Annotated in this window: 22 protein-coding genes and 1 pseudogene; 7 read left to right on the top strand and 16 right to left on the bottom strand. The window is 54.5% G+C overall.

Going from position 1 to position 23,303, the window contains the following annotated elements:
- Positions 1-1,093 (top strand): type II CAAX endopeptidase family protein (locus IGQ16_RS09815; protein WP_297061314.1); only part of this gene is annotated, 1,093 nt, incomplete at its 5' end.
- Here the strand turns inward: IGQ16_RS09815 and IGQ16_RS09810 are convergent.
- Complete coding sequence (locus IGQ16_RS09810; protein WP_024124924.1) at positions 1,061-1,837, bottom strand: SDR family oxidoreductase; 777 nt, start codon at positions 1,835-1,837, stop codon at positions 1,061-1,063. The genes IGQ16_RS09815 and IGQ16_RS09810 overlap by 33 nt on opposite strands.
- A 67-nt stretch (positions 1,838-1,904) precedes the next feature.
- Here IGQ16_RS09810 and IGQ16_RS09805 point away from each other — a divergent pair, with 67 nt between their 5' ends.
- The gene (locus IGQ16_RS09805; protein WP_297061310.1) at positions 1,905-2,795 is read left to right on the top strand and encodes an alpha/beta fold hydrolase; all 891 of its coding nucleotides are present in this window, start codon (positions 1,905-1,907) and stop codon (positions 2,793-2,795) included.
- Positions 2,796-2,860: 65 nt separating this feature from the next.
- On the opposite strand, the pseudogene IGQ16_RS09800 reads toward IGQ16_RS09805, so the two are convergent.
- The 8 genes and pseudogenes from IGQ16_RS09800 to recN form a co-directional block, all read right to left on the bottom strand.
- Positions 2,861-3,754: pseudogene (locus IGQ16_RS09800) on the bottom strand (heme o synthase); the annotation flags it as partial.
- 17 nt (positions 3,755-3,771) lie between these two features.
- Positions 3,772-4,695 (bottom strand): COX15/CtaA family protein, encoded by a 924-nt coding sequence (locus IGQ16_RS09795; protein ID WP_297041288.1) that lies wholly within the window; start codon positions 4,693-4,695, stop codon positions 3,772-3,774.
- 152 nt (positions 4,696-4,847) lie between these two features.
- Entirely contained in the window at positions 4,848-5,417 is a 570-nt protein-coding gene (locus tag IGQ16_RS09790; RefSeq protein WP_297061307.1) for a hypothetical protein, read from the bottom strand.
- Between the two features lie 63 nt (positions 5,418-5,480).
- Complete coding sequence (gene csaB / locus IGQ16_RS09785; RefSeq protein ID WP_297061304.1) at positions 5,481-6,500, bottom strand: polysaccharide pyruvyl transferase CsaB; 1,020 nt, start codon at positions 6,498-6,500, stop codon at positions 5,481-5,483.
- Positions 6,497-7,192: a sirohydrochlorin chelatase gene (locus IGQ16_RS09780; protein WP_297061303.1), complete on the bottom strand. Its 696-nt coding sequence runs from the start codon at positions 7,190-7,192 to the stop codon at positions 6,497-6,499. The genes csaB and IGQ16_RS09780 overlap by 4 nt, the downstream gene beginning before the upstream one ends.
- Positions 7,189-8,457 carry a histidine--tRNA ligase gene (gene hisS, locus IGQ16_RS09775; RefSeq protein WP_024124931.1) on the bottom strand — a complete coding sequence of 423 codons (1,269 nt, stop codon included), beginning with the start codon at positions 8,455-8,457 and terminating at the stop codon, positions 7,189-7,191. The genes IGQ16_RS09780 and hisS overlap by 4 nt, the downstream gene beginning before the upstream one ends.
- A 52-nt stretch (positions 8,458-8,509) precedes the next feature.
- Complete coding sequence (locus IGQ16_RS09770) at positions 8,510-8,836, bottom strand: resolvase (protein ID WP_225871741.1); 327 nt, start codon at positions 8,834-8,836, stop codon at positions 8,510-8,512.
- Positions 8,837-8,942: 106 nt separating this feature from the next.
- Positions 8,943-10,661 (bottom strand): DNA repair protein RecN, encoded by a 1,719-nt coding sequence (gene recN, locus IGQ16_RS09765; protein WP_297061301.1) that lies wholly within the window; start codon positions 10,659-10,661, stop codon positions 8,943-8,945.
- 150 nt (positions 10,662-10,811) lie between these two features.
- Between recN and crtR the strand changes: the two genes are divergently transcribed.
- From crtR to IGQ16_RS09750, 3 genes are read left to right on the top strand one after another with little or no spacing between them, the layout of a single operon-like run.
- Positions 10,812-11,699, top strand: coding sequence for a beta-carotene hydroxylase (crtR, locus tag IGQ16_RS09760; protein WP_297061298.1), 888 nt, complete (start codon positions 10,812-10,814; stop codon positions 11,697-11,699).
- A 14-nt stretch (positions 11,700-11,713) separates the two neighbouring features.
- Positions 11,714-12,673, top strand: a complete 960-nt coding sequence (locus IGQ16_RS09755; protein ID WP_024124935.1) for an ABC transporter ATP-binding protein — start codon at positions 11,714-11,716, stop codon at positions 12,671-12,673.
- Positions 12,674-12,730: 57 nt separating this feature from the next.
- Positions 12,731-13,969: an endo-1,4-beta-xylanase gene (locus IGQ16_RS09750; protein ID WP_297061296.1), complete on the top strand. Its 1,239-nt coding sequence runs from the start codon at positions 12,731-12,733 to the stop codon at positions 13,967-13,969.
- Between the two features lie 2 nt (positions 13,970-13,971).
- Here IGQ16_RS09750 and IGQ16_RS09745 read toward each other — a convergent pair whose 3' ends face one another.
- The gene (locus tag IGQ16_RS09745; RefSeq protein ID WP_051372806.1) at positions 13,972-15,711 is read right to left on the bottom strand and encodes an aldehyde dehydrogenase family protein; all 1,740 of its coding nucleotides are present in this window, start codon (positions 15,709-15,711) and stop codon (positions 13,972-13,974) included.
- Between the two features lie 85 nt (positions 15,712-15,796).
- On the opposite strand from IGQ16_RS09745, the gene sufC reads away from it, so the two are divergent.
- Both sufC and sufD read left to right on the top strand, forming a co-directional pair.
- Positions 15,797-16,579, top strand: coding sequence for a Fe-S cluster assembly ATPase SufC (sufC, locus tag IGQ16_RS09740; RefSeq protein WP_297041350.1), 783 nt, complete (start codon positions 15,797-15,799; stop codon positions 16,577-16,579).
- Positions 16,576-17,874, top strand: coding sequence for a Fe-S cluster assembly protein SufD (gene sufD / locus IGQ16_RS09735; protein WP_297061294.1), 1,299 nt, complete (start codon positions 16,576-16,578; stop codon positions 17,872-17,874). Before sufC ends, sufD begins: the two co-directional genes overlap by 4 nt.
- Here the strand turns inward: sufD and IGQ16_RS09730 are convergent.
- The 6 genes from IGQ16_RS09730 to argJ form a co-directional block, all read right to left on the bottom strand.
- A complete protein-coding gene (locus tag IGQ16_RS09730) occupies positions 17,854-18,402 on the bottom strand; it encodes a PepSY domain-containing protein (RefSeq protein WP_297061291.1) in 549 nt (182 codons plus the stop codon). The two genes, sufD and IGQ16_RS09730, sit on opposite strands and share 21 nt — an antisense overlap.
- A 23-nt stretch (positions 18,403-18,425) precedes the next feature.
- The gene (locus IGQ16_RS09725; protein WP_297061288.1) at positions 18,426-19,100 is read right to left on the bottom strand and encodes a Fe2+-dependent dioxygenase; all 675 of its coding nucleotides are present in this window, start codon (positions 19,098-19,100) and stop codon (positions 18,426-18,428) included.
- A 143-nt stretch (positions 19,101-19,243) separates the two neighbouring features.
- Positions 19,244-19,537 carry a hypothetical protein gene (locus tag IGQ16_RS09720; protein ID WP_297061285.1) on the bottom strand — a complete coding sequence of 98 codons (294 nt, stop codon included), beginning with the start codon at positions 19,535-19,537 and terminating at the stop codon, positions 19,244-19,246.
- Between the two features lie 81 nt (positions 19,538-19,618).
- Positions 19,619-21,019 carry a HAMP domain-containing sensor histidine kinase gene (locus tag IGQ16_RS09715; RefSeq protein WP_297061282.1) on the bottom strand — a complete coding sequence of 467 codons (1,401 nt, stop codon included), beginning with the start codon at positions 21,017-21,019 and terminating at the stop codon, positions 19,619-19,621.
- On the bottom strand, positions 20,973-21,662 hold the full coding sequence (locus IGQ16_RS09710) for a response regulator transcription factor (protein WP_024124944.1): 690 nt from the start codon (positions 21,660-21,662) through the stop codon (positions 20,973-20,975). The genes IGQ16_RS09715 and IGQ16_RS09710 overlap by 47 nt, the downstream gene beginning before the upstream one ends.
- Before the next feature lie 83 nt (positions 21,663-21,745).
- Positions 21,746-23,005: a bifunctional glutamate N-acetyltransferase/amino-acid acetyltransferase ArgJ gene (gene argJ, locus IGQ16_RS09705; protein ID WP_024124945.1), complete on the bottom strand. Its 1,260-nt coding sequence runs from the start codon at positions 23,003-23,005 to the stop codon at positions 21,746-21,748.
- Positions 23,006-23,303: the final 298 nt, after the last annotated feature.

Here is a 23,303-nt window from a genome sequence, read left to right as displayed (position 1 = left end):
GAAAACCTGGCGATTCCTGATCCAAGAGGGTCAAGGGGCAACCCGCAGTACAGCAGAAGTACTCCTCAGCCTGTGGTCAGAGCCACCGCAACTGCTCCCAGAGGCGGAACCATTGATTAAAAATACCCTCCACGGCTGGTTTCGCGATCGCGCCCTCGAACGCCTCTACGAACTGCAACAGCGCTCCGATGCCCTGATGGCCCTGGCCAGTGCCGAACAAAACCGCGCCAAAGCGGCCTTCTATCGCCTTGCCCTCCTTGGCGCGACGCCATTGCTAGGAAGTTTGATTGGGATGGTTCTCTGGATTGTCTGGATCTATCAACACCTGCGCCGCCGCCACCAAGGAAATCCCCTCCCATCCCTAACCCCCGTCACATGGAGCTGGGAAACCCTCTGGGAAGGCATGGTGATCTGGTTTGCCCTCTTTTTTGCCATTAGCCTGATGCTGATGCCCTTGGTGCGCACCCTGATCAGTCAGGGGCTGCCGCTGCGTTCCGCTATGGCTCAAACCCTCTATGCATTGGCCAGTTACAGCATCATCACGGCGGCAGGCTTGGGCTGGCTCTGGTATTTCCTGCGTCCCTTTGGCAAGCGCCCTTGGCAATGGCTACGCTGGCAGGGAGGGTTAGGGAGAGCGCTGCGTTGGGGGGTAGGTGGCTATTTTGCCGCGCTTCCCCTAGTGCTGTTGAGTTCACTCGCCAGTCAAGCCCTCCTCAAAAATCAAGGGGGGGGAAATCCGCTGCTGGAGATTATTTTGCAGAGCCGTGACTATCCAACCTTTGCTCTGCTCTATGTCATGGTGGCACTGATGGCGCCCTTCTTTGAGGAGATTCTCTTTCGGGGCTTTTTCTTTCGTTCTGTGCAATCCTATCTCCCCCTAGGCACAGCCATGGGCCTCACTGGGGTGTTGTTTGCGATTGCCCACCTCAATTTAGCCGACCTCTTGCCCCTGACGGTTTTGGGAACAGTGCTCAGCTACATCTACTGGCGATCGCAAAACATTGGTGCGGCAATGATTCTCCACAGCATCTGGAACAGTGGCTCCTTTTTAGGCTTGCTCCTATTGAGCGGGGGGACGGAAGCGGGGTTCTAACTGCTGCACCAACCACTGGCGGGGCACCAACCGTCCGGCAAGGGCAAGGAAGCGATTGGCGGGCTGACCGGGAATGACCGTTGCCCCATCGGTTTGCAAGGCAGCAAGGGTTTCGGCAACGACCTGTTCGGGCCTATCCTGCTGGGCAATGAGAGCAGGGTTGCGGGTCATATCGGCGCGCTCAAAGAAGTTGGTGGCAGTGGGTCCGGGACAGACGGCCAAAACCCGAATACCCCAGGGTTTGACTTCTGCCCAGAGGGCTTCGCTAAAGTGGCGGACAAAGGCTTTAGTGGCAGCATAGACGGCAAGGTAGGGAAGGGGCTGAAAGGCGGCAATGGAGCTGACATTAATGATGGTTCCTTGACGGCGGGGGCGCATTTCCTGGAGCACGAGATGGGTGAGTTCCACCAGGGCTGTGATGTTCACTTGGAGCATGGCCGTCAATTGCTGGCGATCGCGATCGCCAAAGGCTCCATAATCGCCAAAACCAGCATTATTGACCAGCACATCCACGGCCAATCCCAAGGATTGAATCTGTCCATAGAGGCGGCAGGCAGCACCGGGCTCACTCAGATCTTGGGGAATACACAGCACCGATACCTTTTGGCTCAGGCGCGTCTTGAGGGCCTCTAGGGCGTCGCGAGAACGCCCCGTCAGGATCAAATGGTGCTGGCGATCGGCAAAGGCTTGGGCAAAGGCCTGCCCCAATCCCCCCGTTGCCCCCGTAATCAGTACCGTTGTCATAATTGTTACGAAACGTAAAGATCGCTATCTTAAGAGTAATACACTTTGCAGGAAGGGACTGGGCAAAATGACCTCGACGCTCTCCGCCACAGCAGCTTTTCCCACCGCAGACTGGACTTGGCGCGGCCATCGCATTCGCTACAGCGTCAATGGCAGTGGTGCCCCAGTGGTCTTGGTTCATGGGTTTGGTGCCTCCATTGGTCACTGGCGCAAAAATATCCCCGCCCTCACTGCCGCAGGCTACCGTGTCTATGCCCTTGATTTACTGGGCTTTGGTGCATCGGCAAAGCCAAATTTAACCTACAGCTTGGATCTGTGGGCAGAGCTACTGGCGGATTTTTGGCAAGCCCATATTGGGGAACCGGCGGTTTGGGTCGGCAACTCCATTGGGGGTCTGTTGTGTTTAATGATGGCCGCCCGCTATGGCCACACCTGCCGTGGGGTCAGTGTTCTCAACTGTGCCGGCGGACTCAACCACCGTCCCAATGAACTCAACTGGGCACAGAGTCTGTTTACAGCAATTTTTCGGGCATTGGTGGCCTCCCCGATCATTGGTCATCTCATTTTCCATCAGATTCGACAGCCAGAGCGCATCCGCAAAACCCTGACCCAAGTCTATGCCAATCCCGAAGCCATCACCGATGAATTGGTGGAGCTGTTGCACCGGCCGGCCATGGATACCGGTGCTAAAGAGGTCTTTGCCCGCGTCATTTCGGCACCCCCTGGCCCCAAAATTGTTGATTTGCTCCCCCACATTCAAGTGCCAATTCTAGTGCTGTGGGGGGAAGTGGATCCTTGGACCCCCGTGTCGGGGACAAAGCACTTTGAGGCTCACCAAGACCGCTTAGCCATCCGCATTGAGCGGTTGCCCAATACTGGCCACTGCCCCCATGACGATCGCCCCGAACTTGTCAACCCAATTTTAATTGAGTGGCTGCAACAGTTGACTCAAGGCTAGCTGAGTCACCTCAACAGACCCCCAAGGGCATTCAGACTGGCTGATAAGGGCGGCAGCAGTAGGCGATCGCCCACCATGGCAGCACACAGCAGCATCATATACAGGATGGAAAACTTAAAGAGACTGCGGGCGCGTTCCCTATCCTCTGGGGCTTGGGTCAACTGCCACGCGCCGTAAATAAACCAACTGCCAAGGGCGATCGCCCCCAGACCATAGCCCCAACTCACCACACCACAGGGATAAACTAACAGCAAACTGGTGGGCACCAGTGCCAAGGTGTAGAGGAAAATTTGCTGTGCCGTCAGGCGATCGCCCCCCACCACTGGCAACATGGGCACCTGCACACGGGCATAGTCCTCTTGAATCAACATCGCCAGCGGCCAAAAATGGGGCGGTGTCCAGATAAAGACAATGGCAAACAGGACCCAGGCCGCCCAACTCAGTTCTCCCGTCACCGCTGCCCAACCCACCAAGGGGGGAATCGCCCCGGCCGCACCGCCAATCACGATATTTTGCGGCGAAGACCGCTTCAGCCAGTGGGTATAGACCCCCACATAGACCGCAATTCCGGCCATGGCAAGGCAAGCACTCAGGAGATTGGCAAATACTGCCAAAAGACCAAAGGCCGTGGTTGCCAGCAGTACCGCCAGAAACACCGCTTCCCAAGGGGCCACCCGCCCTGCCGGCAAAGGCCGATGGCGCGTCCGCTCCATCATTGCATCAATATCACGGTCATAGAGACAGTTGATGGTATTGGCTGCCGCCGCCGCACAGGTACCGCTCACAAGGGTGATGAGTAGCAATTGGGGAGCCACCCGACCTTGACCGGCCACCTCCATTGCTGCTGCAGTGGTAATTAAAAAGAGCAGGATTAACCGCGGTTTTGTGAGCTGGACATAGTCCACCAATTTTGTCGAGAGATCCCCCGTTGAGGAGGAAAGCCTAGCGAGAAATGTCATGCAGACCTCAGAGATGTTTAAGATTCCCGTTTCAGAAAATAGGGTGGGCGATCGCGCCACGCCAAGGCTGAAATAGCCACCAACACCCCCAAGAGGGTGGCGCCAATCATTTGATGGGCAACGGTGAGAGCCGGAACCTGTAGCTTTAGTTGGAGAGTGCTCCACCCCAAGGCCACTTGCAGCGCCACCAACGGCAGGAGCGAGAAACTCAATTGCCGCAACGGAGAAGTTAAGGCGGGGCTGCGCCAGGCCACCATGACAACTGCCAAAACCCCCAAGGTGGCTGGGACAACCCCCAACAGATGACTATGGAGCACCCCACACAGGCGATCGCCATAGAGGCACTGATGAACCGCCCACTGCGAAGACACCAAGCCCCCCAACAAACTCTGGCCATAGACCCATAGCAGGGCGATCGGTCCTGTAAGTCGCAACCAACGGGCGCTACCCCTACCGCTAAAGGGAGCCAAGCCAACGGTGATTGCTACCAAAAGGCAAAAGAAGAGTAGTCCTGTGCCCAAGTGAGCCGTGACAATTTCAAAGCGCAGCAACTCCGTGACCGTTAGCCCCCCCAAAATCCCCTGCAAAATCACCAGGCACAGTGCCGCCGCCGCAGCGTAGGGAACCCAAGGAGGCAGGGCCTGCCGCCAAGCCACGCTCAAGCCAACAAAGGCGATCGCCAGCAGCCCTAAGCTGGTGGCCAACAGGCGGTGAAACCACTCTAGGAAAATCTGCAAATCCATTTGCGGCACCAGCGTACCAAAACACAAGGGCCAATCGGGACAGGCTAAACCGGCATCCATCACCCGTGTGGCACTGCCCACCGCCATCAAAAAGAGGGTAAAGACCGTCATCAGCAACACGAGGCGAAAAATCCACTGGCGACGGACACTCGGATCACTGCCTAGGGTCAAGGGTGAGACATCAAAGGGACCCAGCACGGATTTTTCCTCGACAGCAACAACTCCTTCATGGTAAAGAAGCTAAAGGGGGGATCACGGCTGCCGTGAAAATCTATAGCTTTTCTTTAAGTTTTCGCTAGAGTATAAATTTTTCTTGCATTTTGTTGCCTAATTTCCTAATTTTAGATGGCCTAAAAGGACGACTCCCCAGGACTGGGTTGTTGTTGCAAGAAGTGGAGAAAATCCAAGAGTTCTTCATCGCTCAACTGCTGGCGCGATCGCTTGCCATAGCGTTGCAGTAAACAGGCACGGCCTTGGGCTTCGGTCCATCCCAAGCGCTTCATTTCCACAGTGGTTTGGGCAATTTCATCCGCCAGATCCACGGGTTCGCGCTTGGTGAGGGGCTTCTCGCTGGCCGGTTTCACGGTTGGTTGGCTGCGGCGAGGATTGGCAGAAGGGGTGGGTTCTAGGAACAGATCAGTATTGCTGGCCTCTGACCAAGAAGCTGCCTCTAGGGCTGGTGGGACACGGGGAATCAGTTCCGCTTCCGTTTGCACAGGGAGCTGAATACCCAAGAGTTGCAGAGCACGCTGGCGAGCAGTATCTTCCGCCTGTTCAAGAGTTGGTGCCGCCGCCATCCCTGTAGCGAGAATAGTGTCCCCCACTCGGAGGGTCGTTTTGACAATAAAGAGGCCGTCATGAATTTGCAATAAATCACTGACAATGCTGCCGGTGGGATAGCGGCGGTGAAATTCGCTCATGGGGGTGCCGCAACAAAACGACGCATCGAGTTAATCTTATCCTATCCTTGCCGAGGGGCTGGCCTAGAGGAGATTCAACACCGCCTTGTGAACGGCAGCCGACTGCAGGTAGGCTTGATAGCTGGGCACGGGGGCAGAGAAGGTGTGTTGCCATTGGTGGATCAAGGCAGTGGGGTCAGGGGGCAAGGCTGCCAGTTCAACCCCAGCCATACCCGTATCGGCCATGAGGTAGCGGACCTTGGGATCGTAGCTGAGGGCAAAACAGCGACAGCCGACACTGGCGGCCATAATCAGCGCATGGAGACGCATGGCGATCGCCCCCGCCGTTGCCGCTAAAATTCCCTTCATCTCGCGGGGATCCTCGCAGGAGATCAGTTGGGTCTGATCCGGCAGCAGTGCCCCATAGAGATCCTCAGCCAAGGGCAAATCCTGTTGGCGCTGAAAGGGCAATAGCAAAAGCAGCACACCCGTCTCTTCCTGCCACCGCCGCAAGGCCATTTTGAGAAGCTGCCAGCGATCGCTCGTGAGGTGCCGATGGGGACGCAAACACACAGCAATGGGCGCCCTATCCTGGGGGGGCAACCCAGGACGCGCCGACATCAGCCATACGGGATCGGCTCCCTGTTGATGGGGAATACCCCACTGCCGCAGGAGGGCTGCCGACCCGGAATCTCGCACCGTAACGGCCACACAACGGCGGAGCAGTTTCCGAGTCCACCAGCGATAGAGGGGCGATCGCAGCGGTCCAATCCCCTGTGCCCAAGCAATGGTGCGACAGCCAAACCGCTGCGCCAGGGTCATCAAGCCAAGGTAATAGAGAGGACTGCGCCAACTCGTCACATCCTGAATCAGACTTCCTCCACCCCAAATAAAGGCGTGGCTCTGTTGCAGAGTACGCAGCACCGTTTGCCACTGCCGGCGATCGCAGGTGCCAACACCATAGCGGTCTGCCGTGGCCCTAGGATTGCCGCTGAGGACGACCGGTGAAACGTGGCGGGGCAACTGTTCGAGGAGCGTTGCCAACAGCGCCTCATCGCCGGTATTCCCATAGCCGTAGTAACCACAGAGAAAGACTTGACTCATACAACAGGCTCCACGAGCGGCGCTGCCTGAAGAATCCGTTGAAGAACATTGATGAAGGAGGAGCTGGGTTGAATGGCCGGCACCAAGGAAACGCCGTGGTGGGGATACCTGACCTGCAGCAGGGTGAGTTGGCTGTGCACCTGATCAAGGGTTTTGCCACCAAAAAGAAAGTAGCCATAAATTTTGCTACTGGTATACCCCTGAGCCATCCGCGCCTCAATGGCATGGTCTAAACTTCCCGTTTGGGTCAGCAGGGCTGGATGCACACCACAGATCTGACACAGTTCCTCAAACCAAGGGAGGACTTCAGGCCGACGGCTGCCATGGCCAAGGAGAATATGGGCAACTTCATCGGCAATCGCCCGTTTTAACCATGCTTGAAAGAGCGGCTGTCCCCCCAAGAAGGGGAGTAATTGAATGGGAAGCACCGGCTCGGCGGCCGCGATCGCCCGCGGTAGATCCACCACCACATGGTTGCCCGGCAATAGAAAGAGGGGTAGGATCACCATCCCCTTAGCCCCCTGAGCTTGTGCCTGCTGACTGAATTGGCGAATCTGCGCAGGCAGTGGTGCTCCTTCAAGGGTTCCCCAACTGAGGATGCCAAGAGGGGTGAGTTGCTGGCACAGGAATGCCATCGCTTGCTGCGGCTCCAGGGCAGGACTGCCGTGGCTAATGAGAAAGTAAGCCATCATGGGGAAGCAAGGAAGCGCGATCGCCAGTTTTCGCTCAAGAGTTCCTGTTGCGGCACCAAAACCTGCTCTCCAGAAGCCAACCACTTCACTTGCACAGTGCGATCCGTCGCTTCACTTTCGCCAATGACTAGACACACCGTGGCACCTACGCGATCGGCGCGTTTCACCTGCTTGCCAAAGGCACTACCGCTGAGATCTACTTCTACGGTATAGCCTTGATGCCGCAGTTGCTGGGCCAAGATCAGGCCTTGACGTTCAGCAGCTTCGCCACGGGTCACCATATAGAGGTAGGGCTGATTGCGCGGTGGCAGAGGGCGATCGCGCAAAAGTAAAATCAGCCGTTCCAGTCCCATGGCCCAACCAATTGCCGGGGTGGGTGGGCCACCCAGTTCCTCCACAAGGTGATCGTAGCGGCCACCGCCACAGACAGTTCCCTCATTCCCTAAGCTCACCTCCTGAAATTCAAAGGCGGTGTGGGTATAGTAATCGAGACCACGCACAAGGGCAGGGTTAATTTGGTAGGCAATGCCCAGAGCCTGCAGGAGGGATTGGACTTGCTCAAAATGGGCGCGCGATCGCGCACTCAGATAGTCCAAAAGCCGCGGCGCTTCCTTGACAATGGCTTGGGTGCGGGGGTCTTTGCTATCCAGAATCCGGAGGGGATTGCGGTGGAGGCGTTCTTGGGAATCGGGGTCTAACTCTCCTTTGTAGGGGGTGAGGTAATCCACCAAGGCTTGGCGATAGGCACTGCGATCCTCGCGATCGCCCACGGAGTTGAGCATCAGGGTTAACTCCTTTAGTCCCAGAGCCTGCAAAATATCCAAGGCCACCGCAATAACTTCGGCATCGGCACGGGGATCGGCACTCCCTAAAACTTCCACCCCCAATTGGTGAAACTGGCGGTAGCGACCGGATTGCGGCCGCTCATAGCGAAACATTGGCCCTAGGTACCACAGACGTTGCACACCCCCTTGGCTGTGGAGGCCATGCTCAATATAGGCGCGAACCACCCCCGCCGTGCCCTCTGGCCGCAGCGTCAGCGACCGTTGAGCGCGATCGCTAAAGGTGTACATCTCCTTACTGACAATATCGGTGGCCTCACCAATGCCCCGCTCAAACAGATGGGTTTGCTCAAAAATCGGAGTGCAAATTTCACGGTAGGCAGCGCGATCTAAAATTTGCCGAGCAATGGTTTCTAAATACTGCCAATAGACCCGCTCAGCGGGCAAAATATCGCGAGTTCCCCGTGGTGCTTGCAAACCCATGTGTGGTCAATGCGCAAATGAAACAGACGTCATTATACCTGCTTATACCTGCCTAGCTTCCTAGTAACTTCTCCACCCGCTCTAAAACCTCGCGAATGTGCTTTAATTCCCCAAGAATTTCCTTGAGGAGATTGTCGGTGGGATGAGGGGGGATTGTTTTTAATTCCACTTGGAGGGTAGTAATCCCCATCACATCACGGGCAAAGCGAGCCACTTCATTGGGGTGAAACAGCAGCGGTTGACGACGGCTCTGGCGATGCTCTGGATTGAGACGCTGGGGATCAAAGGGGGGATTAATTGTTTCATGACTAGTGTTCACATAACGGTAAATAGAGGCACGGGAGCGGCGGAGAGTTTGCTGCACCTGATCAATGGTCATTAACTCATCCCCCCCTACCGGATAGAAAGAACGCTGCATCGAGGACGGTCAGACGGCAATGCTACTATCAAACTTATTTTACTGTAAGAATATGGACATTACTGCGTTAAGTTTTCAGGCTAATTTCCTCGGCGGCGGGCGGAAGGGGTCGTTGTTGCTGTGCCAACAGGCCACGGGCAAATGAGAGGGCCATAGCGGAGCAATCGCCCCCCGCCAAATCCGCAAGGGCTTGGACACGTGCCTTATCGGTTAAGTATTGCACATGAATTGCCGTTGTGGAGGTGCTGGGGTCAATATCCTTGTGAACCCAATAGTGATGATCAGCCGCCGCCGCAATCAAGGATTGATGGGTAACACACAACACCTGATGGGTTTGCCCCAATCGGCTTAAACTCTCGGCGATCGCCCCCGCCACGCGGCCGGAGACGCCAACATCAATTTCATCGAAAATTAGCGTTTTCGGCGTTTGCTGTGTCGCCAAGCAGGTCTCCAACGCCAGTAGAAACCGACTCATTTCACCGCCAGAGGCAATCTCCCCCAGGGGTTGCAGGGGTTGGCCGGGGTTGGCACTCCAAAGAAAGGTGATCTCGTCACTCCCGCTACTACTGGCTTCTGTGGTTGTCAACTGCACCCTAAAACGAGCTTGGGGAAGCCCAAGGGGACAAAGGTGGGCAAGGAGATCTTGTTGGAGGCGTTCTGCTGCCCCTTGCCGCAATTGGTGGAGTCGCTCACTCGCTTGCTCAAGAACTTGGCGCCGTTGGGCAACTTCGACCTCTAAGACCTCTTGGCTAGTGGCAGCATCCCTAAGGGCGGCTAATTCTGCTTGGATGCGATCGCGATAGGCAATGACACTGGCTAAATCGGCGCCATACTTGCGACACAGGCGTTGTAATTGGTGAATGCGCTGACCTAAGGCGTCCAGCATGGTTGGGTCCGCATCGAGGCGATCGGCATAGCTGCGCAGTTGGCGTGCCGCTTCTTCGGTGTGGGCGATCGCCCCTTCTAACAATTCCCCAATGGGTTGAAGCGCTGGATCCCAATCGGCAATGGATTGCAGCGCCCCTTGGGCTTGGGCGAGCAACGTCACCACACTGGGTTCGCCCTCGTAGAGGAGGTGATAGGCCCATTGGCTTTGGCTTTGCAGTTCCTGGACATGGCTGAGGCGTTGATAGTCCTGTTGCAACTGGCTGAGTTCCTCAGGGTCTTCCAGGGCGGCACCCAGCAGTTCTTGGAGTTGAAAGTGGAGTAAATCGAGTCGCTGCAGTCGCTGCTGTTCCTGAGCAACAAAGTCTTGCAATTGCCGTTGCCTCTGTTGCCATGCCCGATAGGCTTCTGCCACCTGCTGCCGCTGGGTCATTAGGGCCTCGCCCCCATAGCGATCGAGCCAATCCCGCTGTTGGGCAGCACTCGCCAGTTGCACCGCCTGTCCCTGAGCTGTGAGGTGCACAAGGTGGTGCCGCAGTTCCTGCAGTTGTTGCCGATTCACGAGCACACCATTGACTCGACTGCGACTGCGAAACGTCTCACCCTTGAGACTAAACTCACGGCTACAAATCACCTCCTCCCCTTCAGCATCAATTTCTAGGGTGGTCAGCCAGTCTCTCACTGGCGGGGTCAGGGTGAAACTAGCTTCGATACAGCCCTGCGCCGTTCCCGATCGCAACTGGCGTGCCGAGAGCTTTCCCCCTAGGAGGGCATCAATGGCATCGAGGAGGATTGACTTTCCTGCCCCTGTTTCCCCGGTGAGGACATTGAGCCCCCGCTGAAAGGTCACCTCTAGCTCCGCAACGAGAGCAAAGTTCTGAATCCGCAGCGTTTGTAGCATTGTGGCTCCACTAGAGCAACGGTTCTGGGGCAATCCTTGCGAAAAGGGCAGTAACCCACTTTTGGGATCGCGTGACTTGATTTTGTACCGCCGATTGGCCTACATAGTAGAAGGTAACATTTTGCAACAATGTGAGGAGCGACCGCGCGGATGATCACGGAGGCAGCGATCCCGGCCACGGTTCCCAAGGAATTTTTAGGTCCCCCGGTGGGCTTTAACCCCACCCTAGTGATGTTTTTTGCCGCATTTGCGATCGCTATTCTATCCACCTGGAGCTACTTTCAAGGTCACTGGCCGGGCTGGGTCTCATTTGGGGCCAATATGTTAGCCTTGCACCTGATGGGCACAGTGATCCACGATGCCTCCCACAATGTTGCCCACAGCAATCGCATCATGAATGCCATCATGGGCCATGGCAGTGCCTTGATGTTGGGGTTTGTTTTTCCGGTCTTTACCCGCGTGCACATGCAGCACCATGCCCATGTCAATGATCCCGAAAATGACCCTGATCACTACGTTTCCAAGGGGGGGCCGCTGTGGTTAATTGCGCCCCGCTTTTTCTACCATGAGGTTTTCTTTTTTAAGCGGCGGCTTTGGCGCAAGTATGAACTGCTGGAGTGGTTCCTCAGCCGCCTAACGCTGGTGGGGCTTGTCACCTTTGCGGCCCTCAATGGCTATTTGGACTACATTTTGAACTATTGGTTCCTACCCGCTGGGGTTGTGGGTTTGATGCTGGGGCTGTTTTTTGACTATTTTCCCCATCGTCCCCACACGGAGCGCGATCGCTGGCACAATGCGCGGGTCTATCCCAGTCGTGTCCTCAACATCCTCATTTTTGGCCAAAACTATCACCTGATCCATCACCTCTGGCCGAATATCCCTTGGTACAAGGTGCAGCCCGCCTACTACGCCGTCAAACCTCTCCTCGATGCTCACGGTTGCAAACAAACCCTTGGTATATTGGAACCAGGGAATTTCCTGCCCTTTCTCTACGATGCTTTGGTGGGTTTGCATTTTCATCGTCCCCGTTCTTCCTGAGGTGACTCCCCGCTATGGTGATTAGCGCTGCGGGCGATCGCCCCCCTGTGGTGGCGGTTGAGCACCTACAAAAATCCTACCGCACTGGTTTCTGGCTACAGACAGTGCTGACGCCCCTCAAGTCTGTCTCGCTGCAAGTCCAGCCAGGGGAAACCTTTGGCCTGCTGGGGCCTAATGGAGCGGGCAAGACCACCCTCTTAAAAATTCTTTTGGGGCTGGTGCGACCCACGGCTGGCCACGGTACGCTGCTGGGATATCCCTTGGGCGATCGCGCTGTGCGGCAGCGGATTGGCTACCTACCGGAAAATCCCTACTTCTACGACTATTTGACTGCTTGGGAGTTCCTAGAGTTTACGGCAGGCCTCTTTGGCCTCAGTGCCGCCACCCGCAAAAAACGCATTCCCCTGCTATTGGAAATGGTTGGCCTCAATCTCAAGGATGCCCGCAAAAAGCAAATGCGCCGCTATTCAAAGGGGATGGTGCAGCGGGTGGGATTGGCGCAAGCTCTAATTAACGATCCCGAAGTGGTCTTTTTAGATGAACCGATGTCGGGCCTCGACCCCCTTGGCCGCTACCAAATTCGCGAGATCATTCTTTCCCTAAAACAGCAGGGCAAAACAATTTTCTTCAATAGCCATGTGCTGGCGGATGTGGAAGCCATTTGCGATCGCGTTGGCATTTTGGCACAGGGGGAACTGATTTGCGCAGGTACGGTTGATGAACTCCTCGGCAGCAGCCAAGCCTATCATGTGGTCGGCAAAGGGGGCCATGTGGACGGCCTTCAGGAATGGCTCTATTCCCTAGAAATTCAGGGCGATCGCTGGCAAGGCGTGATCAAAATTCCCCTACAACGCTTCCTTGCTCTCGTTGAAGAAATGGGCGGCAAAATCCTACAACTGCGCCTGGCTCGCCCCACCCTAGAAGAGTTTTTTGTGGAACAACTGCGCCAACGGGGGATTCAAGTGACCTATTAGGAATGCAATTTAGCAATGCAATCCGTGTGAAATTCTCATCGCAAAAGGTCATCATCTATGCTGAACTGGCGCCGTTTTCTTCGGTTGAGTTGCCTAGCGGCTCTTTTAGTGGTTGCCTGTGGTACCTCTTTCTCTTCTGTGGCCACCGATACCCTCAGCCAGAAAATTGAGCAGTTGCGACAGGCGCCCCTTACCGTCGTGGTTGAGAATGCCCAAGGTCGTCCGATTCCCAATGCCCGCATCGAACTGGCACAGCAAAGCCACACCTTCCCCTTTGGCGTTGCCCTCGATACGGAGATGTTTCGCCCCAGCCCACCCCCCGCTGCCCTTTGGTACAAGCAGACGGCTCAGGAAAACTTCAACGCTGCGGTTCATGAAAATGCCCTCAAGTGGTATCAATTGGAGCCAGAGCAGGGCAAGCTGGACTTTACCATGGCTGACACTATCTTGAACTGGGTAGAGGCGCAGGGCTGGCCAATGCGGGGGCATACCCTCTTTTGGGAAGTGGAGCAGTTTAATCCCCCTTGGCTGAAAACACTGCCACCCGAGCAATTGCGCGCAGCAGTTCAAAACCATGCCATGACCGTCTGTCGCCACTATCGCGGTCGCATCAACGAATTTGATGTCAACAATGAAATGCTCCATGGCAATTTTTTCCGCAGTCGCCTTGGTGAGGGCATTGTTAAGGAGATGTTTGACTGGTGCCGTGAGGGCAATCCCGAAGCCGTTCTCTATGTCAACGACTACGGCATTATTGAGGGCGATCGCCTAAAGGACTATGTTGAGCAGATTCGCAGTCTCTTGACCCAAGGGGTGCCCCTTGGCGGTATTGGTATTCAAGCCCATCTGGAATCTCCCTTGGATGAGGCCAAAATGCAGCGTGCCCTCGATACCCTTGCCCAGTTCAATCTGCCCTTAAAAATTACCGAAGTGAGTGTGAGCTTGCCCGATGAGCAACAGCAGGCCCAGACCCTGCGCCAGATTTACCGCCTTGGTTTTGCCCACCCCGCCGTCCAGGAAATTTTGCTTTGGGGCTTTTGGGCAGGGAACCATTGGCGTCCGCAGGCGGGACTCTATCGCCAAGATTTTTCTGCCAAGCCAGCGGCGATCGCCTACCGCAAGCTCCTCTTTGAAGACTGGTGGACTAGGGTGACCGGTCGCACCAATGCCCAAGGACAATGGCAGGGCCGCGGCTACCTCGGTCGCTATCGCTTAACCGTTACCGCCCAAGGCCAAACCCAGACCCGCGAGTTTGAACTGCCCCCAGGGGGAACCACTGTCACCCTGCGGGTATGAGCCTAGCCCCGCAGAGCCGCTGTCAAGAGGGAGAGCCAAGCCAAGGGATTGCCGCCAGCGTAAATGTCCATGACCGCCTGAGCCAGTTGAGGTAGGGTGCGATGGCCATAGAACCAAGGAGGAGTCACCGGTAACTGGAAGGGCACACGAACCACGGCTTTTTCGGGATAGTCAAACAGGAAGCTATTGTGAACGACGCCCACCCCAGAACCAATGGCCGCTGGCCTATGGCCAGGAAAGGCGCCCCAGGGGGTACAGCCCAACCCATAGGCCAAGGAGACCCAGGCATTAATGGCAATGGAACCGTAGCGCAGTTGGGCGATCGCCCGCTCCAGTGCCTCTGCATAGCTGGCCTCGGTCCGTGGATCAATGATTAGACTACAGCCAAGGGTGCCCCAGAGCCGCTCATTGACAAAGGTCACCGCAGTGGCAAGGTAGGCAGGGGCATCATTGACGGGCAGTTGCACCTCTGCCAACAAACCACAAAAGACCTCTTCGCGGAAAATCCGAGGATTCGCCGTCGGGGTGAGGCCTTCAATCAGGGTCCAAGGAATCGTGCCTTCCACCGCAGGACTCAGCACCGTGGCTTGGGGATAATCCGCCAAAAACGATTCATAGCGGGCGATCGCCCCCGGATAGTAAGCAGGACGCGACGGAATCCCTTGCAGTTGTACCTTTAGGGCGTTGAGGAAGGCCTCGCGCTGCGGCCATCCCGCAGCAGTGACCAGGATTTGCGCCCCAATGCAGTTGAAGCTGGCATTGTGAACAAGGGCACTGGCCACTTGGCGGGCTTGATACACTAGTTCAGACTCCGTCCACTGCCCGGGGACCATCAGCAAGGGCGTGACATTTCCCAATTCTGCCGTTACGGGTTTCCTCAGCTTGGGGCATTGGCGCGCCTTGCGAATGGCCTGCTCAGCCGCCGTTTCTCCCCAGAGCAGACGATTGTAGGTGTGGTGGGACCCCGTAATGTGAATGTGCTGCGTCAAGGGATGGTGGCAGAGGGCTTCGCCTAGGGCGGCATCCCCCTCCATGATCTCGAGGAAGCCCGCCTCAATCAGGGGCGCACAAATCTTACGAAAACACTCCGTCAAGGGAGCCAAGAGGGGATTCATCTTCAGGAGTGCCACTCGATTGGCCACCACGAGTTGATAGAGGGCATCCGCCAAGCACAAGGATGTAATATTGCCCGCCCCCAGCACGACAGCAACTCCCGGTGGGGGTGGGTTACGGTAGGCACTGCCTTGAGTTGGGGGGTGATTGGGTTGAAGCCAAACTGCCGCTTTCACCCCAAACCAGAGTAAGCGCTCTTGCCAATTGCGCGGCAGAATCTCAGCGATCGCCTGACCGGTGGGGGCGGTTCGCCAGCGGGGTACGGGGGGAGTTGCCTCGTGACGCAGGGCATAGAGATAGTGATCCAGCTTGAGAATCAGTCCCAGAGGGCCTGTTGTCCACTCTTCCCCTGCCCAGGCGCCTTGGGGATCAATCCCCTTGATTTGACAGGCTAGGGTAACCCACTCTGTGGCATGGCGGCGAGCCAGGGCCTTAACCGCTTTCAAATAGGGAATCCGCTGCCGCGGGGAGAGGGATTGCCAGCGGCCGGCCTGCTGGTGGAGGCGGTCAAGTTCGGGAATCGTGGCTGTGGAGAGTGCCATAGGGAAGTGGTTGGTTTTCTCCTGTGGACATTGTTTGCGGACATTGTTGAACAGCGGTGCCAGTTCTGGGCGGGCTGTTGTGATCAATGCTCTTGTGCCAAGAAACTCAATCGCGATCGCCCGCCCGCTGCGCTACATTAAAAAATTATGAACGATGCAGGGGAGGTAAGGCGTGATTCGTCCCGACAGCGAAGTCATTTTAGAAGTTAGAAAGTTAACAGCCAGTGTGGAGGACACCCCCATTCTCAAAGGGCTCAACTTGACGATTCGCGCGGGAGAAATTCATGCCATCATGGGACCCAATGGCTCCGGCAAAAGCACCTTCTCCAAAATTCTCGCGGGTCATCCCGACTACACGGTAACGGGTGGCGAAGTCCTCTACAAAGGCAAAAATCTCCTGGACTTGCCCCCCGAAGAGCGTGCCCGCGAAGGGATCTTTTTGGCCTTTCAATACCCCCTTGAAATTCCGGGGGTGAGCAACCTCGACTTTTTGCGGGTAGCCTACAATGCCAAGCGTAAGCACCAAGGCCGCGATGAACTGGATGCCTTTGATTTTGATGATTTGGTGCGGCAGAAACTCGAACTGGTGAAGCTAGATGAAGGCTTCCTCAATCGGGGGGTGAATGAGGGCTTCTCTGGCGGTGAGAAAAAGCGCAATGAAATTTTGCAAATGGCCCTGCTGGAACCAACCCTTGCCATCCTTGATGAAACGGACTCTGGGCTTGATATTGATGCCCTGCGCATTGTTGCCAACGGTGTCAACCAACTCACTCGCCCCGACAACTGCATTCTGCTCATTACCCACTATCAGCGGCTGTTGGACTACATCGTGCCCGACTATGTCCATGTCATGGAGGGAGGGCGCATTGTCCTCACGGGGCCAAAGGAACTGGCACTAGAACTGGAAGCACGGGGCTATGACTGGGTTCGCGAAGAGGAGGTGGCTACATCATGACAATTGCAGTCAATGCCAATTCCGATCAAGCGGATCTGCCCAAGGCCAGTTGCGCCAATGAGCTCAATGACCTATTGAACTTAGCCCCGCCCCTGCGCCACCCTGAGCTGGCAGTGCTACGCCAAACTGCCCGCGATCGCCTCCATGAGCAAACCTTGCCGACCCCCCGTGATGAGGATTGGCGCTTTACGGATTTATCGGTTTTACGGACGCGCTCCTTTGAACCGCCCCTTGCCCCCCTCAACCCTGAAATTGTTGCTGAGGTGCGGCATTTACTGTGCGAACGCAGTTTTCCAAGCATTGCCCAGATTGTCCTGATTGATGGCTATTTTTGCGGGGAACTCTCCCGTATGGATGCCACGGGGGTTGAGTTATTGTCCCCCTCCCTGCCGGCGATCGCCCCCCCGGAGGTCTTCAGTGACCTCAATGCCGCAATGCTGGCAGAGCGGTTGTGTCTGCGCCTATCAGGACATCTCAGGGAGCCGGTGGAGGTGTTCTTTGTCAGTAGTCGGCAGCAGCAGAGTGTGGTCTCACCCCGCCTTACCGTTGAAGTGGCTGCCCACGGTCAAGTTAGCCTGATTGAGCGCTTTTTGTCCCTCACCGGTGATCAACAGTTCACCAACACTGTGACGGAAATTTCCCTAGGTGCCGCTGCTTGCTTGCACCACGTGCGAATTCAACACCAATCGCCGACGGCGATTCACATTGGGCAGACAGCCGTCCGCCAGGAGCGCGATAGCTACTATCAGGGGCACGCCATTGATTTGGGGGGATGCTTGAGTCGCCATCATTGGCAGGTGCAGATCCAAGGCAGTGGTAGCCAGACAATCCTGAAGGGGCTAGCGATCGCCATGGATGAGCAGATCGTGGACACCCACTCGGCAGTGCTCTTCCATGCTCCCCACAGCAGGAGTGAACAGATTCACAAGTGCATTCTTGGCGATCGCGCCCATGGCATCTTCAATGGCCGAGTGATCGTGCCCCAAGTGGCGCAACTCACGGATGCCAGCCAGCTCAATCGCACGCTGCTGCTCTCCGACAAAGCCCGTGTGGATACCAAACCACAACTGGAAATTGTGGCCGATGACGTCAAGTGCTCCCACGGTGCCACCGTCAGTCAACTGGCCGCAGAGGACCTCTTTTACCTGCGCAGTCGCGGCCTTGATCAGCGCCAAGCACGGGATTTACTGGTGAAGGCCTTTGCCCTTGAGCAGCTCAGTGATATTACGCCAGAGCCGCTACAGGGGGAAATTGAGGAAGCACTGCTGGCCAAGTTAGGCGGGTCGTTGGCGTAACATCCGCCAGCCGGTGAAAAACATCAGGAGCAAAGCCATACCCAGCAGCAAGACGTAGAGGGGTTTTAGGCCTGCGCCCAGATAGGCCCCTTCATGGACCTGTAATAAAATAGCCACCCTTTCCTTCGGCAACCCCAGCCAATAGCGACTCAAATGATACATCACTCCTGTGATGGCACTGATTAGCAATGGTAGAAGGAGAAACAAGGCGCCATATTGATGTATTACCCTCACTTTTATATTCCTCTTGGCAGAAGAAAGGCGACGTTTTAGAAGCCGCGGATTAATTAACCTGAAGCCGCTGACAATCAAGACAACCACGGCCCAGCTGAGCAAGAGCATATAAACGCAACTAAACCATTCCCCCAGACAGCTACCCGTATGGATTGCCATCATCGCTCTACCAAAGTCCTTTGATAGATTGAACCAACTACGGCCTAGACGATAGGCCAGCCCCGTACAAGCGGTTAGCCCTAAGGGTAAAAACAGAGCGATCGCTAGTTGACGATGTAGGTGACGGATGTTCATCTTCATCAAAAGAACGCAGCAAATTAAATTTCAGCCCATTTCCGCAGCAAGTTAGAGTACACCTTGCACAGGAGATCAAACTCTATGGTCTTTCCCTGCTTTTCAAAAATGCTGTGGCGAACCGTATCTAACTCAAAGAGCAGTTCCCGCTCTAGGGGATCACGAATCAAACTTTGCACCCAGGCAACTGCCACCAGGCGCACCCCCTTACTTACTGCCTCCACGCGATGGAGAAAGATAGAAGGATAAACAATCATTGATCCCGCAGGTAGCTTAAAATACTGCTCTCCTAGGCTGGTATCGAGAACCAATGCCCCTCCTTCGTAGGTCAAAGGATCATTTAGAAAAATCGTTAGGGAAAGATCAGAGCGCCTCAATTGATCACCACTTCCCATCAGGGCATTGTCCATATGGGTACCATAGGCCATGCCTGCCTCGTAGCGGCTAAACAGAAGGGGACCAATCATCTTGGGCTGGACATAGGTTTGAAAGAGCCGATTTCTCCCTAGGGCAGAGCGCACCATTTCCGAGGCAACTTGGTACTCCTGCCCCTCCTGCACCAGTTGTTGATTGTCTTTAACCGTTTTGGCATAAATCCCGGCAGTCCATTTGCCGTCCTCAAACACCCCGGCTTGTAGGAGTGTATTTAGCCGGCTCAATTCCTGAGTGCTGAGTAATTGATCAATTTGCAGTAGCATAGGGTACTTTTCTTGATGGGTATTCACAGGATAGTCATAGGAATCTTTCTGCTCTGCGGGGCAGAGCAACTAGCCTGCCCCATTGTGGCTGCACTACAACTCAAGTGCTCGGAAGAGAGCTTGACTCACAAAAACAAGACAACTTATGACTGCCAAAATCGATAACGACCGCGTTCGCCATATTCACCCCGTTCACCATATTCACCCCGTTCACCATATTCACCCCGTTCGCCCCGTTCACCGCGTCCGGCCATCAGGTAAATGCTAAAGCCTCCGGTTGGTTTGCCGCTGACAGCAGTGGCAGAGGCGCCGGGAACAGAGGGAACCCGATAGGATGTTCCTCCCTCTTCACCGCCAGCATTAGGAGTTTGGCAACTAGCTAGGGTCGTTGCTAGCCCTAGGGAAAGAAACAGGCGGACAGCTTGTGAAGAATTCATTGCAGACTACTCCTTAGAATGTTCAATGCTGCGTTTCTTCCCAACCCTAGCAAGAGAAAGTAAAAATCTTGGAAAGGATGCTTATGCCGCAGGCAGCTTGATGACAAATGTTGTTCCCTGATGTTGCTGACTGTAGACACTGACGGTCCCACCATAGTGATCAACGAGTGTCTTAACCACCGTCAAACCTAATCCTGAGCCTTGGGCGTAATGTAGCCTTGCTTCCTCGGAGCGCCAGAATCGGTCAAAAATGTGGGGTAGATCTTGAGGAGCAATTCCAATGCCGGTATCCTGAATTTCAACAATGGCAAAAGCCCCTTGGTTTCTAAGGCAAACAGTGATCGCCCCACGATCGGAAGTGTACTGAAGCGCATTATCTAAAAGATTGCTAAAAATTTCATAAATTTGTTGAGGATGTCCACGGACATAGGTATTAGTCTCGCATTGATAAGTCAGATGAATCCCTTTTCTTTCGGCGCGATCGCGGTTCAGTTCAATTAGTGAATCCAATAACTCATCTAAGTCAATTTCAACCCATTGACTCTGATCCAATATGTTGTTATCCATGCGGGCCAACATCAGAAGCTTATTAATCAAAGCACTCATCTGCTGGCAAGCCAATGAGATAACTTTAACCTTATTTAAATGGGGAGAATCAAGATTATTTAAGTAAATTTCTAGGAGTGAAATAGAAGCTTGAATGGCCGTTAGAGGATGGCGCAATTGATGAGAGGCATCCGCAGTAAATTGTTTGATTTGATTTAGTGAAACAACAATTGGTTCCAGATTTTTACGAGTTAACCAAGATGCCGCAAGGAGTGTCAGCGTGCTAATACATAGGATATTTAATAGAAAAACATGCCTCAAATAGTTAATCTCTTCTTCCAATTCAGCGGTAGATTGTATAACACAGACATAGCCAAGAATTTGACTCTGCTGCCCTGGTTGAATCGGAGTTGCATGTACCGGTAGAAGAAAACGCTGATATTGATTTGCTTCGATGATGGTTCCAGAGGCAGGAAGATCATCGGGGAAGTTGATCTTCCCAAATCTCTTTCCTTCGTATAGAATTAGATTTCTATCCTTATCGTACCACTGAATACCTTGGGAAAGGTTAATTCGAGGGCTCTCTATAACTTCATAGACAGAACTGAAATAGTACTTACCCATTAATTGTGAAACAGTTATTGGCTGTAAAACCCCCAATTCATTTCTAGGGGCATATGCTTTATACTCCGGCCGCTTCTTTAATTCTTCGTATTCATGTTGAAGAATAGAAAAAATATTGGCAGACCAATTTCCCACTTCCCTGAGATTGGTATTTAATTGATTAAAGCGCTGAGCAACAATCAAGGAGTAAATGGTCAATGAAGAAATAGATAAGATGCCATTAATCAGTAGAAAGTATACGAGAAATAGGCGATTTCGCAGCTGACTAAGTTTGCGATTGGAAGTTCGGATTAAGCCGATAGCCAAAACCATAGACAGTCTCAATAAAATTAGCAGGGGCCCCTACTGCTTTCAACTTATGACGTAGGCTTCTTAAGTGGACTTTAACCGTTTCCTCACCTGGCATCTCATCAAAAGGCCAAGCATGATCCACAATAGCTGAGCGGCTCAGAATACGGCTGCCATGGCGCAATAACACCTCTAAGATGGCATACTCTTTGGGTGTAAGATGCAACTCTTGATGGTTGTACATTACTTTAGTGCTATCGAGCTCAAGAACGAGGGCACCCCAGTGAAGAGTAGGGGTGAAGGGTAGTGGCTTGCGCCTCAATAGGGCACGGACTCTGGCCAAGAGTTCAGGGAGATCAAAGGGCTTGACAATGTAGTCATCGGCACCCGCATCAAGGCCAATGACTTTATCGCTACTGGTGTCTCGAGCGGTCAGCATCAGAATAGGAAGTGAGTGGCCTTTTTGGCGAATTATTTGGCAAAAGCTGAGACCGTCCATGCGAGGTAAGCCGAGGTCTAAGATAAGGAGGTCAAAAGGGCTGGCTTCTAAATAGTCAAGCCCCGTCTCTGCATCATGGACACTTTCAACAATGTACTGCTGATGTGCTAGGGATTCGGCAACTAAGCTCGCAATTGTCCTATCGTCTTCGATAATTAAGATTTTCACTTCTGCTGACAATGTCCCTGGTTGGTCTTTTTTGTTTTTGTTGCGATTGGTGGCGATCGCCGGCTCCCACTCGTAACGGACAGTTAAGTCGTGTATTCAGCGTTAATTTTAATGTAATCGTAGCTGAGATCGCAGCCCCAAGCGACCCCTTGACCACTACCGCGGCCAATACTTACCTCAATCACCACAGGATGGTCAATGGATTGCTGACCACTGGCATCCCTACTGGCGGCGGCTTGCTGAACTAAATAGGCATGGGCAGCAGCGCGATCGAAAGGTAAAGGCTGACCTTGGCGCATCATGGCAATGCCCCCCAGGGAAATGGCCAGATTACTGGCATCAAAGGGCACCCCGGCATAACCCGCAGCGGCAGCAATGCGTCCCCAGTTGGGATCTCGGCCATAGATAGCCGACTTGACCAGCATTGAACTTGCAATGGTTCTGGCCACTTGACGGGCAGCGGTATCATCACTGGCACCGCTCACTTGTACTTCAATGAGGCAAGTTGCCCCCTCCCCATCGCGGGCGATCGCCTTCGCTAAATGTACACAAACAGCCGTCAGCATTTCTTCAAGGCGGGTGGCGGCTGCTCCCGGCTCCGCGATCGCCGGAGTACGGGATTGTCCATTGGCCAAAGCAATTACACTGTCATTGGTACTGGTGTCGCCATCCACAGTAATTTGATTGAAGGAGCGATCGCAGGCGCGCTGTAGCATCTCCTGCCACAGATGGGGAGACACGGCGGCATCACAAGTAATAAAGGCCAGCATCGTTGCCATCTTCGGGTGAATCATTCCCGACCCCTTGGCCATACCACCAATGCGAATGGTTTGCCCCTCCCACTCGGCTTCAAGAGCAATTTGCTTGGGTACTAAATCTGTTGTCATAATTGCCCGAGCAGCAGCCTCTCCACCACCATCACTCAAGTTTGCCGTCAGGGTTGGCAGCGCTTGGCGCATTTTTTCGAGGGGAATGGGTTGACCAATGACCCCAGTGGAGGCCACAAGCACCATCTCTGGACTGAGCCCCAAGGCCGTTGCCACCATATCCGCTTGGGCCAAAACCGCCTGCCAGCCCTGTTCTCCCGTGGCGGCATTGGCCTGACCCGAATTACACAAAATGGCCTGCGCCGTTCCCTTGGTTTGTAACCGCTGCCGACAGTAGCTGACGGGTGCGGCACACATATGGTTTGTCGTAAATACCCCAGCGGCGATCGCTGGCACATCGGAAACAATCAATGCCAAATCCGGTGCTCCTGAAGCTTTGAGTCCTGCCGTTATTCCCGCAGCTCGATACCCTTTGGCGGCAGTCACACCACCTGTAATTCGTTGCCAGTGGCTCATAGCGTCGTCAACAAGAGAATCGTTGCGATTATATCAGGGGTATTTCCCAAAACCGCAACTGTTAAGGTTTCTACAGCAGTCTAGGGAAAGATTACGACTCAAGGCGCAAAGTCGTTCGGGAATCGCTCCGGTTGCCGGCAAAATGCGGCGATTCAGCTAACTCAAGTTGTCGTTGTTATTTGCTCGGGTTCACTGTTGCTTTAAGGGGTCGATCCACCAGGTTCAAAAGCCAATAGGGGGGAATCTATGCCTCGGCATCGAGCACCAATTGCAAGGGGCGATCCTAAGATTATCAACA

The sequence above is a fragment of the Thermosynechococcus sp. M3746_W2019_013 genome, assembly GCF_015296045.1.
In the GTDB taxonomy this organism is placed as follows: domain Bacteria; phylum Cyanobacteriota; class Cyanobacteriia; order Thermosynechococcales; family Thermosynechococcaceae; genus Thermosynechococcus.
The sequence above is the reverse complement of the archived record's forward strand: the minus strand, read 5'-3'. Positions and strand labels throughout refer to the sequence as shown.